At 46.6% G+C, this 15,810-nt stretch carries 11 protein-coding genes; all 11 read right to left on the reverse strand.

The features are described from left to right. Positions 1–18: 18 nt before the first annotated feature. Entirely contained in the window at positions 19–1,485 is a 1,467-nt protein-coding gene (gene ubiD / locus LU351_RS04705) for a 4-hydroxy-3-polyprenylbenzoate decarboxylase (protein WP_232592895.1), read from the reverse strand. A gap of 454 nt (positions 1,486–1,939) precedes the next feature. Next, entirely contained in the window at positions 1,940–3,298 is a 1,359-nt protein-coding gene (locus LU351_RS04710; protein WP_232592896.1) for an OmpP1/FadL family transporter, read from the reverse strand. Between the two features lie 559 nt (positions 3,299–3,857). Continuing rightward, positions 3,858–5,117: a transcription termination factor Rho gene (gene rho, locus LU351_RS04715; RefSeq protein WP_232592897.1), complete on the reverse strand. Its 1,260-nt coding sequence runs from the start codon at positions 5,115–5,117 to the stop codon at positions 3,858–3,860. A gap of 710 nt (positions 5,118–5,827) precedes the next feature. Continuing rightward, positions 5,828–6,154: a thioredoxin TrxA gene (gene trxA, locus LU351_RS04720; protein ID WP_232592898.1), complete on the reverse strand. Its 327-nt coding sequence runs from the start codon at positions 6,152–6,154 to the stop codon at positions 5,828–5,830. A 232-nt stretch (positions 6,155–6,386) separates the two neighbouring features. After that, positions 6,387–8,471, reverse strand: coding sequence for a polyphosphate kinase 1 (gene ppk1 / locus LU351_RS04725; RefSeq protein ID WP_232592899.1), 2,085 nt, complete (start codon positions 8,469–8,471; stop codon positions 6,387–6,389). Between the two features lie 192 nt (positions 8,472–8,663). Beyond that, positions 8,664–11,078, reverse strand: coding sequence for a response regulator (locus LU351_RS04730; RefSeq protein ID WP_232592900.1), 2,415 nt, complete (start codon positions 11,076–11,078; stop codon positions 8,664–8,666). A 551-nt stretch (positions 11,079–11,629) separates the two neighbouring features. Continuing rightward, on the reverse strand, positions 11,630–12,814 hold the full coding sequence (hemW, locus tag LU351_RS04735; protein WP_232592901.1) for a radical SAM family heme chaperone HemW: 1,185 nt from the start codon (positions 12,812–12,814) through the stop codon (positions 11,630–11,632). Positions 12,815–12,840: 26 nt separating this feature from the next. Continuing rightward, complete coding sequence (gene rdgB, locus LU351_RS04740; RefSeq protein WP_232592902.1) at positions 12,841–13,461, reverse strand: RdgB/HAM1 family non-canonical purine NTP pyrophosphatase; 621 nt, start codon at positions 13,459–13,461, stop codon at positions 12,841–12,843. After that, a complete protein-coding gene (locus LU351_RS04745; RefSeq protein WP_232592903.1) occupies positions 13,445–13,924 on the reverse strand; it encodes a DUF4426 domain-containing protein in 480 nt (159 codons plus the stop codon). The genes rdgB and LU351_RS04745 overlap by 17 nt, the downstream gene beginning before the upstream one ends. Positions 13,925–13,958: 34 nt before the next feature. Continuing rightward, positions 13,959–14,549, reverse strand: a complete 591-nt coding sequence (metW, locus tag LU351_RS04750; RefSeq protein ID WP_232592904.1) for a methionine biosynthesis protein MetW — start codon at positions 14,547–14,549, stop codon at positions 13,959–13,961. 4 nt (positions 14,550–14,553) lie between these two features. Beyond that, positions 14,554–15,774, reverse strand: a complete 1,221-nt coding sequence (gene metX, locus LU351_RS04755) for a homoserine O-succinyltransferase MetX (RefSeq protein WP_232592905.1) — start codon at positions 15,772–15,774, stop codon at positions 14,554–14,556. Positions 15,775–15,810: the final 36 nt, after the last annotated feature.

A 15,810-nucleotide genomic window follows, 5' to 3' on the forward strand; every position in this document is an offset into this window, starting at 1 on the left:
TAATTGATGTCCAGACCATCAATCGATTCCTAGTGAACCCCATAACTCGTCCACTTTTGCTTTTACTTCGGCATCCATTTCAATGGGTTCGCCCCATTCCCGTTCGGTTTCACCAGGCCACTTATTAGTGGCATCCAACCCCATTTTTGATCCCAAGCCGGAAACCGGTGAGGCAAAATCTAAATAATCGATGGGGGTATTGTCGATCAAGGTGGTGTCACGGGTTGGGTCCATACGGGTGGTAATGGCCCAAATCACATCGTCCCAGCTTCTCGCGTTGACGTCATCGTCGGTTACGATGACAAATTTGGTGTACATAAATTGCCGTAAAAACGACCACACCCCCAACATCACACGTTTGGCGTGCCCTGGGTACTGCTTCTTAATGGTCACCACCGCCATGCGATACGAGCAGCCTTCTGGTGGTAGATAAAAATCGGTAATTTCAGGAAATTGCTTTTGTAAAATCGGTACGAACACTTCATTTAAGGCAACGCCTAAAATAGCCGGTTCATCCGGTGGACGGCCAGTATAGGTACTGTGATAAATGGGCTCTTTACGATGGGTAATACGATCCACCGTAAACACTGGGAACTGATCCACCTCATTGTAGTAACCGGTATGGTCGCCGAAGGGGCCTTCATCAGCCATTTCACCTGGGGCGATATGCCCTTCTAAGATAAATTCCGCTGAAGCGGGGACTTGTAATTCACCGGCAAGAGTGTCGACCACTTCGGTTTTATCACCACGCAATAACCCGGCAAAGGCGTATTCGCTTAAGGTATCTGGAACCGGGGTGACCGCTCCTAAAATGGTGGCCGGGTCGGCGCCTAGGGCAACCGCAACTGGGAAGGGCTCCCCCGGATTTTCTTGTTGCCACTCTCGAAAATCCAAGGCGCCACCACGATGACTTAACCAGCGCATGATTAATTTATTACGACCAATTAATTGCATCCGGTAGATGCCTAAATTCTGACGAGCTTTGTGTGGGCCTCTTGTCACCACTAATGGCCAAGTCACTAATGGCCCGGCATCGCCAGGCCAGCAGGTTTGTATGGGAAGTTTATGTAAGTTGACTTCATCGGCTTCAATCACCTTTTGTTGGCAAGGTGCCTTTGAAACCACTTTCGGCCCCATATTCAATACTTGTTTGAAGATGGGCATTTTATTCCAAGCGTCTTTTAACCCTTTTGGTGGCTCGGGCTCTTTTAAAAAAGCCAGTAGTTTACCCACTTCTCGTAAGGCTTCTACATTCTCTTCTCCCATCCCTAAAGCGACCCGCTCAGGTGTTCCAAAAAGGTTCGCCAATACTGGAATATCGTGTCCGATGGGGTTTTCAAATAATAATGCCGGGCCACCTGCTCTTAATGTACGGTCGGCAATTTCCGTCATTTCAAGGTTAGGGCTGATCGGGTGTGAAATTCGTTTAAGCAAGCCGCGCTTTTCCAGAAGCGCAATAAAATCACGAAGGTCTTTGTATTTCATAGAGTGGGGGGCTCACAGATCGTTGGTTGGGTACTCGCAAAATGAATAACGAGACCTGCATTCTATTCGACATGAATGAACGATACGAGTCAAAGACGTGCTTGGTTCTCCATAACGTTTATTCACATTTAATTAAAAAAAATGAGGCGTGGGCGCAAAAATTACATGTTTTTATCAAAGGTAGGAGATTGAATTTATGTTGATCAAGCGTATTTAAGCGGGATTTTAAGAGTTGAAAGTAAAGGCAGTAAAAAGGGCGCTAATAAATTAAATGCGCCATTTCATGTTAAATTTTATTCACTTTGGTGTGATGTGAGCTGAGCTACTGAGTGATTGATTATTTTCAAAACTACTGTGTTTTCGAAACTTCTATGTTTTTGAAACTACCATTTAGATAGATAATTTTTCCAAACCAGAATAAATAAAGGCCGCTATTGCGGCCTTTAAAAATTAATTAGAAGCTGTAGTTAACCGATGCTGCGAAAATATGAGCGTCACCACCGGAAGTTCCTTCAAAACTGTTGCGAAGAGGAGTTTCTTCGGCGTCGACAAATACGTCTTCACCTGAAACGAAAGAATAACCAAAATCGAAACTGACATTTTGGCTCATGGTGTAGGTAGCACCTAAGCTGTACCATTCGCGATCAGAGTCAGGAATCGCCAATGAGCGATGTTCTGCAGGAACTGGGCTTTCATCTAGGGCGAAACCTGCGCGTAAGGTTAAAGCCTGAGACACTTCATAGCCGACACCAATCGCATAGCGCCATGCATTATTCCAGTTTTCTTCAGCAAGTACTCTAGTAAAGCCTGCGTCAGTGGTTACCGCTAATTCTTCAAAGACATGCCATTCAGTTAAAGTGGCATTACCAGAGATGGTTAATTGACCAACTTGGTAGGCAGCGGCAAATTCAGTCACGGCTGGCAAGGTAATGTCTAAGGTACCGCCATCGTCCAGAATGGCACTTTGTGCGTATGCCGCAAAGCCTTCTAGGCCAGGTACTACCGATAAGCTTGAAAGATTTTCCAAGTCAGTAGACACGTCGCCTTCCAGCTCTAAATCAACTTCACTACGGTAGCTGAAGCCCAGAGTTAGTGCGTCAGTGGGCTTTAATGCGATACCTGCATTCCAACCAAAGCCCCAGTCGTCCCCTTCTAGTTTTACGACAGTATTGTTCGGTAGCTCGGCACCAATTTGTGCACCTACACCAGAAAGAACAGTGGATTCGTAAACAGGGAAGGAGTTTTCTAAGGTGCCATCACCATAAACAATGTTGATACCAAAACCGATACTGACTTTCTCATCTGGCTTGAAAGAAAGGGTTGGGCTGAAGTTAACGGTTACGATTTCAGCAAAATCGGCAGTGTCCAGTGCTGCGAAGTCATCGTCGTAATCGGTGCTTAAACCGAAGTTTGAGTTAACGATCATGCCGAAACTCAGTTGATCGTTTAGTGGGCGAATGTAGTAGGCATTAGGAACAACCGCAGTCGGTGCGATGTCTTCACCTCTGGCTTCACGCTCAGTACCCGGTGAAGGATTACCCGCGATTTGATCGACGGTAGGGTTAGAAACCGTACCGTTTACATCGATTTCTGGGTCGATGTAGCTGAAACCGGCGGAAATTTGAGATGTGCTGAAAAATCCAGAAAGCGCTGGGTTATGGGAAATGGTAGAGGCATTGTCAGTCATGGCGGCCTCACCTGCGAATGCACGCCCTAAACCCACGGCGCTATGTTCTTGTAGTTGGAATCCGGCCGCTATTGCTTGGGTGGTGGCAAGTGACAGAGCACAGACTGCAAATGTTTTTAATTTCATGGTAGTACCTCTTACACATCGTTTGTTAATGATTTTATCGATGATTTTTTTATTGCCGGGTGGTAGTCCCTGGCGCGAAATGAACGCAGGATTATAGAAGCCAAAAAGCTTGAAGAGTATGATTTGGCGTGTTTATTTGTGACTATTTAGTCAATGTTGTTAAATAACGACACAAAAAGTGAATGAGGGCTGAATATTCTTTGGAAATAAGAGTTTTTTATAATTATTCTTATTAAATATGATCAATGAAGGTTTCTGCTTTACACACTAATAATAGGGTTTTTAAGTCACGAGTTCATTTGCTGTAGGTGAAATTGGATGAATAATGTGGCTTTACAAAGACAAGCATTTGAGAAAAGGCATTATTGTTTTCAGACGTTGCTAACGTAAATCGGCTGCTAAGCAGTAGCAGCCGATTTACCAAAATCGTTATTTCGAAAACCGTTATTGTAGAGAAATTACTGTCTAAAAAGTAAAGAAGCAAAAAACGGTTATGTAAAAATATCGATATAAAAAAGAATCCTATTAAAAACGGTAATGTAGTTTTAACGGATGCTTTTTATTTACGCTTCATCGATAAGAAAAACTCATCATTAGTTTTATGATCTTTGAGTTTATCGACCAAAAATTCGGTTGCCGCGACATCTTCCATATCGTGCAATAATTTGCGAAGAATCCAAACTCGTTGCAGCTCATCTTCTTTCATTAATAGGTCTTCACGACGAGTACCGGAGCGACGAACATTAATAGCAGGATAAACGCGTTTTTCGGCGATTTTTCGATCTAGGTGCAACTCTTGGTTACCCGTTCCTTTAAATTCTTCAAAAATCACTTCATCCATTTTTGAGCCAGTGTCGATGAGTGCGGTGGCGACAATGGATAAGCTACCGCCTTCTTCGATATTACGTGCAGCCCCGAAGAAGCGTTTTGGGCGCTCCAAAGCGTGAGCATCCACACCACCGGTTAATACTTTGCCGGACGAAGGAATGACGGTGTTGTAGGCACGGGCTAGGCGGGTTACGGAGTCCAGTAGAATCACGACGTCTTTTTTGTGTTCAACGAGACGCTTGGCTTTTTCGATAACCATTTCCGCCACTTGAACATGGCGAGCCGGTGGCTCATCAAAGGTTGAGGCAACCACTTCGCCACGTACAGAGCGTTGCATTTCGGTCACTTCTTCTGGACGTTCGTCTATCAGCAGTACAATCAGGTGACACTCAGGGTTATTTCGCGTGATGGCCTGGGCGATGTTTTGCATCATGATGGTTTTACCGGCTTTCGGCGGTGCCACAATCAAGCCGCGTTGGCCTTTCCCAATCGGTGCAATCAAGTCGATAATACGGCCGGTTAAATCTTCGGTGGAGCCATTACCGGCTTCAAGAATAAGGCGATCGTCTGGGAAGAGTGGAGTGAGGTTTTCGAAGAGAACTTTGTTGCGTAGTTTTTCAGGTTTGTCGAAGTTGATTTCGTTAACTTTTAATAAAGCGAAGTAACGTTCGCCGTCTTTTGGCGGTCGAATTTTTCCGGCAATCGTATCACCGGTGCGCAGGTTAAAGCGCCTGATTTGGCTGGGTGAGACGTAGATATCGTCTGGGCCTGCCAGGTATGAACTGTCTGCAGAGCGCAAAAATCCAAAGCCGTCTTGAAGGATTTCCAATACGCCATCGCCGTAAATGTCTTCACCGCTTTTGGCATGACGTTTCAGGATATTGAAAATGATGTCTTGCTTGCGTGAGCGAGCGATGTTTTCAAGGCCCATTTCCGTTGCAATAGAAATGAGTTCTTCAATAGGTTTTGTCTTTAGGTCTGTTAGGTTCATAGGGGATTAGTCGTTAAGGGTGGGGTGATTTGTTGGTCGTGATCTCACACGAAGACAGGTGTATTAGTGTTGTTGTCGTGTAAATCGTTAAATTTAAATATTACGTTCAAATACTGTAATGGTTTGCCGAAGTGAGCATTGATGTTAATCGTTTTCAGCGCAATGAATCCTATCACTCGAAGTAAGCCTTAATGCATTGAATAGGGTTTATCACAAACGTGACAAGACATTATTTGTCATACGGTAAATTGTAATACGGTAAAGTTTGCTGAATTAAGCCGGGACTGAAACTACGTTGAGAACGCTGCTACTCTCGGGCTGCAATTTCCTGTTTAAAAGCGAGGTTATTTTTTTCAAACCGTCGTGCGTGTTGCTTAGCAAGAGCGGAACATTGAGAAGACCACTGATGGGCGACAACGATTGCGTTACGGTATTGGGCGCAGATTAATCAGGAATGAATAGTTCGAGTATAGCGGCTATCACTTTGGAGTGCAAAATACAAAAAGCAAATTCAGTACAGTTTTTTTCAATAGTGATTTATGTATGGGCCTATCGGCCCATTAGCCTGAGTCAGTTGGCTATTAAAACCGGGTTTCACCACACTTAACCATCTGGTTGATTTTCAATCAAAACGCCTGGTGATTAAGTATGATGGAAGGACACAGGTTGAGCGGATGGATGGCCTATTTACGTTAGGCTGTAAAATTGGGCTAAACCGCTGAGTCCAAAAATTCAATCAGTTGGGTTTTTGAAAGTGCACCCACTTTGGTTGCTTCCAAATTACCATCTTTAAAAATCATCAACGTAGGAATACCACGAATCGCGTATTTTGCTGGGGTGTCCTTGTTGGCGTCTACGTCCATTTTGCAGATTTTTACTTTATCTTTGTACTGGTCGGCCAACTCATCCAACACCGGCGCAATCATTTTACAGGGGCCACACCAGGCCGCCCAAAAGTCAACCAATACTGGCAGGGATTCACCCAGAACATCAGTTTCGAAACTAGCGTCGGTTACTTGTACGATGGCATCACTCATAAGTTGCATCTCCGTTTTTTCGGTTTACAGTCGCTGCTGTTCTTTTGCTCGGCATAATAAGGATTGCGCTGGCTGAGAACAAGGATTAGGCCAAACGCTTTTCACCTCAGTGAGGATTGGTCACTGTCGAGCAAAATGCTTGGCTATATCGTTTGGGCGATATTGGATAAATTCAAGCATAAATTATGGAGAGGGCTTTAAATTGAGAAGCCCTCTCCATGTGATGAGCGGGTTAATCTCTCAAGGATTCCAGTAGTAAACTTTGTACTCCTTCATTGAGTTTACTGTTCGGGGGGGCTTCGTATTCACCGCTGGAGGTGAGCGTCCAACTTTGGTTGTTGTCATCTAAGTACATTTCTAAGTCTTGCAGTACGCGCTTGGTGAGTTTGGGTGACTCAATGGGAAAGCACACTTCAACACGACGATTGAGGTTTCTTTCCATGAGGTCGGCAGAGCCGCAATAGACATTCGGTGTGCTGTTGGCGAAATAGTACACGCGAGTGTGTTCTAGGAAGCGCCCAACAATGGATTTGACTCTAATATTATCGGAAACACCCGGAATGCCGGGACGCAGGCAGCACATACCTCGAATGATGAGGTCAACTTTAACTCCCGCTTGAGAGGCTCGATACAGCGCATGAATCACATCGGGTTCAGTTAGGCCATTGGCTTTCATGATGACGCGTCCGGGTTGCCCGGATTCTACCGCATCAATCTCCCGTTGAATCAGTCGTATCAGCCCTGTTTTTAGGGTAAAAGGAGCATTCAATACACGGCGGATGCGCTCTGTTTTCCCCATACCAGTGAGTTGTTGGAAGACTTTATGAACGTCAGCACAGATGTTTTCGTCTGCGGTGAGCAAGGAGTAGTCTGTGTACAGCCGAGCGGTGTCGGCGTGGTAATTCCCAGTCCCTAAGTGTGCATACCGCTTGAGCTGATCATTTTCGCGCCGAACCACCAGGATCATTTTCGAATGTGTTTTATAGCCCACCACACCGTAGACCACGACGGCCCCGGCGGCTTGAAGTTCGGCGGCTAATTCTAGGTTTTCTGCTTCGTCAAAGCGGGCGCGTAATTCCACGACGGCAGTGACTTCTTTACCGTTGCGAGCGGCTTCTAACAGTGCTTGGACGACAGGTGAGTTGTCTCCTGTGCGATACAAGGTTTGTTTGATGGCCATGACATTGGGGTCGATGGCGGCTTGTCGTAGTAATTGCACCACAGGCTTAAACGATTCAAACGGGTGTAGAAGCAAGTAATCGCGTTTGGCAATGGCACTGAACATATCGCTTTTCTTGCCCAGTGCGCGGGGAATGCCTGGATTAAACGAGGGGTAAAGCAAGTCTGGTCGGTCTACCATGCTGGGTACACGCATTAGGCGTTTTAGGTTGACGGGCCCTTGAACCTGATACAGATGAGCTTCAGTCAGTTGTGTTTCTTTCAGTAAGAAGTCAATCAGTGGCTCGGGGCAATCGTCTGCCACTTCCAAACGAACTGCACGGCCAAACCGTCGGGACGCTAGCTCCCCTTTTAAGGCGATGGCCAAATCGGCGACGCCTTCCATATCCACATCTAAATCGGCATTGCGAGTGACTCGGAACTGATAACAGCCTTTGACGGTCATGCCGGGGAATAATTTATCCACGTGGGCATGAATCATGGACGATAAAAAGACAAAGCTGTAAGTGCCATCGCTGAGGTGGTCTGGGAGTTGAATGACCCGGTCTAAAGAGCGGGGGGCCGGTACGATGGCCATGCCAGTTTCACGACCAAAGGCGTCTTTCCCTTCAAGGGAGACAATAAAATTCAAGCTTTTGTTTACCAGTAACGGAAAAGGGTGCGCAGGGTCTAGTCCAATGGGGCTCGATACGGGAAGGATGTCGGAGAGAAAATATTCTTCCACCCATTTCTGTAGGGCCGGTGTCCACTCGCTGCGGCGTAAAAAGTGTACGCCCTGTTCTTGCAGCTCAGGGATCAGCATGGTGTTTAAAATATGGTATTGCTTTTCCACTAAGGGGTGGCAAGTCTCTGCAATGTGTTTGAGGGCTTGCTCCGGTGTGAGGCCGTCTAACCCGATGTTTTGTCGCTCTAGGTCGATGCGATCCATCAAGCCCGCAACTCGAATTTCAAAGAATTCGTCAATATTGGAGCTGAAGATCAATAGAAATCGCAGGCGTTCCAGTAGAGGGTGCTCGGTATTGAGCGCTTGCTCCAGAACGCGTTGATTAAATGTTAGGTGGCTTAGCTCCCGGTTAATGTAAAACTCCGGGTTATCGAGAGAGGGTTTTTCAGTGGAAACGGACAGGTCGTTGGGCATGGTAAAACCTTAGGTGATGTCTGTAGATACCGCGACAGGAAGGCACCGCGAGGCTGGCTTCTATTGGAAGATCTGCGGCTAGTCTGTGGCGGTAATGTTAAGAGTTTGTGACGGGAATGGAAACTGTGTGGTCATGGTTTTTGTTGGTGTTTCAGGGCCACATCAGACTACTTGGTGCCTCAACTCAGTTGTTCACCCGAGAACTTTCTCTGGGCTTTGAATTAACCCCATCTTTTGTATCGCCTCCACCAATGATTTCATGGTGACGGGTTTGCACAGATAATAATTCATACCACATTCGAATACGGCTTCTCGGTGTTCTTCCAGCGCATGAGCTGTCAGTGCCACGATGTTAGAGGCAGTGACACTATGGGTGCGCTCGTATTCCCTGATATTTCGGGTGGCTTCGAAGCCGTCCATTTCCGGCATTTCACAATCCATTAAGACTAAATCGAATTGTTTGCCAGAGTTGGTGACGCTATTAAACGCCTCCAGCCCGTTCTCTACAATTTCAGGTTCGATTCCCATTTTATTCAGTAGGCCGCGAATTACCATGCGGTTAACACTGTTATCTTCGGCCACTAAAACACGTAGTTTGGTGTAATGCATGAGGTTAGCCTCATCCAAGTCCAGAACTGGTTTGCGTTTAGTGTGGGTGCCGTGGAGTAACTCGAGTAGTTTGGATTTAAAGCGTTGTGGGGACACCGGTTTGCGCATCCAAGACTCAATGCGTGCACTGGTGAGTTGCTCATTGTCGTAATTGGCTTCCGCCCCCGTGAACATAAACATGTGTACATCTTTATGTTGGGTAAGTTCGACAGCAAATTTTTTCGCTAGTTGGTAACCGTTGATGTCTGGCAGTTCATAATCAATGGCGATAAAGTCGTAAGGTTTATCGGTGTCCATTTGGTCTTGCAAGAGCATGTGGGACTCGTGTCCGCTGGCGGAGGTTTGAACCATCATGCCCCAACTTTCACATTGCACCTGCAATACCCGAGTGAGGAAAGTGTTGTCTTCCACGATGAGAATGGACTTGCCGCGCAGCTCATTGGCCGCATCTTCCGCTTTTTGTGTAATTGGTCTATCCACTCGATGAAACCGAGAGGTGAACCAAAATGTTGAGCCTTCACCTTCAATACTTTCTACACCAATTTCACCGCCCATCATTTCAGCAAGACGTTTACAAATGGCGAGTCCTAAACCGGTTCCGCCATATTTACGCGTGGTAGAGCTGTCTGCTTGACTGAAGGATTCGAAAAGGTTTTCTTGGGCATCAGTGGAGATGCCAATACCGCTGTCGGTGACACTGAATAACAACAAGACTTCGCTGCCGTTATCGGCACTGTCGAGCTTGGCTTCTAAAACGACATGGCCATCTTTAGTGAATTTGAAGGCATTGCCTAATAGGTTGATGATCAGTTGGCGTAATCGGGTAGGATCCCCCACTAAATAGAGTGGTGTACCGGGGGCGACATTGCCGATGAGTTCGATATTACGTTTGTTGGCAGTGGCTCCAAACAATTGCACACAGTCTTCAATGAGTAAGTCGACATTGAACTCGGTGGTTTCGAGCTCCATTTTGCCGGCTTCGATTTTGGAGTAATCCAACACATCGTTAATGATGTCCAGCAAGCTGATGCCCGAGCGGTGGATAACATCGAGATAGTGACGTTGGTTCTCGTTAAGCTCGGTGTCGCGAAGTAATTCCACCATACCGATTACCCCGTTCATTGGGGTTCGAATTTCATGGCTCATGGTGGCCAAAAACTGGCTTTTAGCTCTGTTGGCTGTTTCCGCTGCCACTTTCTGACGTCTTGATTCCAGCTTTTCTTGTTTCTCTGTTAGTAAGGCGTTCTCAATGACTCGGCGTTGTTCAATGTCGTCTAGGAGTGTTTCGCGCATTTGGTTAAATGCCATGACCACATTATCGAGTTCGTCTGGGTTGGTTGTGTGTAAGCGCTTGTTGTGCAGTTTGAGTGGCGTTTCGAGGTTGTCGAGAGTAAGCCTTCGAGCGTACTGGGCGATGGTTACCATATGCCGGGTCAACATAGAGCGTACTAGCCACAAAATAAATAGAGCGATGGCCAATGTTTTACTGCCCTGTAATGCCACAATGTAAGATGCTCTCTCCCACATTTTGGTATAAACACTGTCGAGGCTGGCGGAAACGAAAAGTGTGCCCAGCTCTTGGGGTTCTGAGGTTTGGTCACTGTAGATGAGAGGGTATTCTTTGGTAAGGGTGTTACCTTGGTTGCCTAAAATTTCTGTTTCAGCATCTTGTGGGGTGGCGCTCATGGCCTGTTCGCGGTTATTCCAGTCACGCCAAACCACCGTCACCTGCACCACGTCCTCTACTTCCAGTAAACTGTGTATTTGTACGTTCAGTTGTTCTTCGTCAAAGCCCCATAAACTTTTTGTGATGCTCGGGAGAGTACTGATACGCACCTGATCAAGACGTTTTTCGAGAGAGGCAACATCATCATGAAAGCTCAGATACAACTGGATAAGAATGGCCAGTAATGTAATTAATGAGCTGGTGATAAGAATCAACCCCATTAGCTTGGTGGCAATAGGGTTGTTGCGACTGTATCGAATAATGTCGAGCATTATTGATCAACTCTGTCTGTCATAAATTATGTGGTGGGTGAGTGTCTTCGCTCGCGCCGGTATAATTGATCTGGCAGGAATAGAGGCGCGAAGCATTTATTGTTGAATTCATTCTTTTATAAACTGATTTTTTTGCAAACGTATTGATGCGTCATTTGATGGTGTCAAATAATAACAATAACGCCAATCCGAGCTTATCGGCAGTACGTTTCAATCAATAAAAAATTTATATTAATAAATTACTAAAGTTGCAGCATATCTTATGCCATACAAAAAACATACTCACGACGAACCGTCTCTCGCTTGAGCCATTGGGTTTCATCTAGGCGAGAGATTATTCACTGTGAGAAAACGTTCGCTTGGTTGGGTGTTTAATTTGCACCACATTTGCCCATTGATGTTGTATCAAGTGTAGCAGTATCCCAATGTATGACGAATCAATTATGAGCATTCGTTCGGCTAGTGCCAAATAAAAGCAATTATTCACCGAAAATCGTGTGTCATTGGGATAATTACTGTTGTCAGCCCAATGTTTTTGCGTCGAAGGTTTATTATTCAGGCGCTGAAAGGTGTTCGTTGGCCTCAAACATGGCTAGTACGTGATTGAGAAAACGGTGGCCAAGGGGGGTGGTGCAATAGCGTTGTGCATCTTCTTTTAATAAAGTTTTTTCTGTGAGTGTGCGAATCACAGAGATGATTTGGTCTTCTTGCAGCCCTGTACGTGCAGGGAACAAATCTCGTTCGACCCCCTCATTGAGTCGCAGTGTATTCATGAAAAACTCAAGGGGAAGTGCATCGGCCACAATGGTTTTTTTCCCTGCGCAGAAATCAGAGTCTCGTTCCAAGTACTTGGCGGGTTGTCGTGTTTTCCAGCGACGCTCAATAGTATCGTTGGGGTACGAACTATCTGAGTTGAGGTGAGTGACTTTGCCGTGTGCACCTGCACCAATGCCGAGATAATCCCCAAATTGCCAATAGTTCAGGTTATGGCGACAACGGTTATTGGGTGAAGCGTAGGCAGATACCTCATATTGCGCAAAACCGGCGTTGTCGAGGAGATCGTGTCCAGCGTCTTGAATATCCGCCAGGGTATCATCAGCGGGTAGAATGGGCGGTGCGCTGTAAAACTCGGTATTGGGCTCAATGGTGAGCTGGTACCAACTCAAGTGGGTTGGCTCTAACGACAGTGCTTGGGTTAAGTCTGCTAAAGCATCATCAAGGGATTGATTAGGGAGGCCATGCATCAGGTCGATATTAATGTTTTCAATACCTGCTGTGCGTGCACTTTTTACGGCGTTGCTGGCTTCCTGGCTTGTATGAATACGCCCTAATGCCGTTAATTGTTCTGATTGGAACGATTGCACACCAATAGAAAGTCGATTGACTCCGGCGGTGAAGAAGTCAGAAAACTTTTGTTGCTCTACCGTGCCTGGGTTGGCCTCTAGGGTGATCTCAGCGTCTTTAGCGATGCCAATGATGTCATCAGCGGCGTCTAAAATCGCGCCGATGGCCTTCCCAGAAAACAAACTGGGCGTGCCACCGCCAAAGAAAATGGATTCGATCGGGCGATGGTATGCGTTGATTTTTTCCGAGAGTAAATCTCGTCGAAGCGCGGCAACATACTCTTCTTCTGGCAAGGTGTTACCAAACGCGTGGGAGTTAAAGTCACAGTAAGGGCATTTGCGAACACACCACGGAATGTGTACATAAAGGCTCAGTGGCGGAAGGGAAAGCATTATCTTCTCTTTAATTTATCGTTCAATCAGCGAATGATTTGGGCGTTACGCATACCGTCTAACAGTTGAGACATGGCCATACCTCTGTGGCTGATGGCGTTCTTCTCTGCTTTGTCTAACTGTGCGCTGGCACAATGGTGGGTGGGAACGTAAAAAAGAGGGTCGTAGCCAAAACCGTTTTCCCCACAAGGGGCTTCTAGAATGCGGCCATACCATTGGCCAATGGCCAAAATAGGGGTCGGGTCTTCGGCGTGACGCATAAACGCTAAGGCGCAGATAAAACGTGCCCCTCGCTTGGCTTCAGGAATATCGGCCAAGGCGGTAATCAGCTTTGCGTTGTTATCGGCATCGTTACCGGATTCGGAATACCGGGCAGAATAAATGCCCGGAGCCCCATTTAGGGCATCCACAGCAAGGCCAGAGTCATCAGCGATGGCGGCAAGCCCGGTATGCTCACAGGCATGGCGCGCTTTTAAAATCGCATTTTCCACAAAGGTGAGCCCGGTTTCATCCACACTGGGCACGTTAAACTCGCTTTGCGGTTTGATCGAGATATGGTACTCCCCCAACAATTGCTGAAATTCACGAATTTTTCCAGCGTTGCCGCTGGCGAGGACAATGGATTGTGGCTTAATGGCGGTCGACATAGAGCTTCTTCGAAAATTTCAATTTGATGGGTGAGTCACTGCCTTCTGGCGTAACAGTGATAAAAAAGTTCATGACTTCTTCATTAGTGAACCGTATTGGGGCCAGATAGTACGTGGTGTTTTGCTCATTAATGCGCTGGAATTTCAGTTTTTGCGCTTGTTGCATCAAGTTGCGTGCTTCGCCTTTCAAGTTGGCGGGTAGTCCAAGTGTTTGTGTTTCTTCGCCGTCTTTGGTTACCACAATATTAACCAGTGCGCGATCTTTCCCGCGAATCAGTTTATAAGTGCTTGCAATGTCAGGCGGGATGAAACTGCTGTTAAACACGCTGTAAAAAATACGATAGCCATCTTCGGTAATGGAGATATTCTCTTGAGCATTTGAAGTCATTGACGATAGCGTGAAAAACAGAGCCAATAAGCTCATGAGTAAGGCAGGAAAAAATTGATGCAGTTGAGTCAACATGGGTCACCTCATTTGGCTAAGTTAACCTGGGGCATTAGCCTAGGTGGTAAATGGCGGTATCACCGAAAAGGTTGGGCAAGAAGGTAGCCCCTGCTTTGTCCAGTGGATTTTGAGTGACGACCAGCCGCTGTTTTATGGTGATATTGCGCTCTTTACACAAGACTTCAAAGTCTTTAAAGGTACAAAAGTGAATGTTTGGCGTGTTATACCACTCGTAAGGCAGTAAATCAGACACTGGCATGACACCGCTGAGCCCAAGGTGTAAACGGGCTTTCCAGTGACCAAAGTTGGGAAACGTCACGATACATTCCTTGCCAATACGCAACATTTCTTCAACGAGTTTATCCGGGTAGCGCATGGTTTGCAGTGCTTGGGTCATGATCACGGTATCAAAGCTTTGATCATTGAATTCATCTAAGTGGCGTTGATCCAGATTGTAATCAATGACATTTACTCCCTTTTCAACGCAGCTGGCGATTTCTTTGGCATCAATCTCCAAGCCATACCCGCTAACCTGTTTGGTGTCTGATAAGAGTTTTAACAGTGTGCCATCACCACAGCCTAAATCCAGAACGTGGCTGCCGGGTTTGATCCATTGTTGAATGACTTGAAAATCAATGCGCATGAGCTCAGCCTCCTGTTTTAGGCTTGGACGCCGTGCCAATGTCGATATTGTTGAGGTACTGGGAAAAAACGGTTTGATATCGCTCATTGGGCAATAAAAACGCATCGTGACCATACTGAGAATCGATTTCGGCATAACTGACGGGGCGCTTGGCAGCGATAAGTGCGTTGACGATTTCCCGAGAACGTTCTGGCGAAAAGCGCCAATCGCTTGAAAAGGAGATTACCAAAAAGTTGCATGTGGATTGCTCGAAGGCAGTGACGGGGTTGTCGTTGTACTCTCGGCTTAAGTCGAAGTAATCCAGTGCTTTAGTCATCAAAATATAAGTGTTGGCATCAAAACTCTTGGAAAAATTCGCGCCCTGGTAGCGCAGGTAGCTTTCAATCTGAAATTCTACCGGCTCATTGTCGCCTTGCTTAAAGCTGCCGCTTTTTAATTCTCGACCAAATTTATTTCCCATACCGTCGCCCGACAAATAGGTAATATGGCCGATCATACGTGCAACGGATAGCCCACCTTTGGGATAGGTGTGGTGCTTGAGATAGTCGCCACCGAAGAACTCCGGGTCTGAAGTGATGGCGCTGCGTGCCGCTTCATTAAAGGCGATGTTTTGGGCGGTGAGTTTCATGGAAGAGGCAATCACAATACAGTGGCGTACTCGATCTGGGTACTCTAATGACCAGCGCATCGCTTGCATGCCCCCCAAACTGCCTCCAATCACGGCTGCCCAGCACTGAATGCCCAAGGTATCGGCCAAACGTGCCTGGCTATTTACCCAATCTCTCACTCGCAGAAGCGGGAACCCAGATCCCCAAGGCTCACCGGTATCTGGGTTAATGCTGGTGGGGCCGGTAGAACCGTGACAACCGCCTAGGTTATTGAGGCTCACGACAAAAAATCGATTGGTATCGATGGGTTTACCAGGGCCAATATATTGATCCCACCAGCCCGGCTTCTTGTCGTTTTGATCATGGAAGCCCGCTGCGTGGTGGTGACCTGAAAGGGCGTGACAAATCAATATGGCATTACTGGCGTCCGCGTTTAATCTGCCATAGGTCTCATAAATAAGCGTAAATTCAGAGAGTGTTTGTCCACAGGTAAGCAATAGCGGGTTGGTAAAGTGATGAATTTGGGGGGTCACTAAGCCAACGCTATCGTCTGGAAAGCGGCAGGGTTGCTCCGTTACAGGAGGGGCATCAACGTCGTTGGATGGAGAATTGGGCATAACAATACGACTCTTTAGCGGACGCGAAAGTCTATT

It is taken from the genome of Marinibactrum halimedae (assembly GCF_021234875.1).
GTDB classification, from domain to species: Bacteria; Pseudomonadota; Gammaproteobacteria; order Pseudomonadales; family Cellvibrionaceae; genus Marinibactrum; species Marinibactrum halimedae.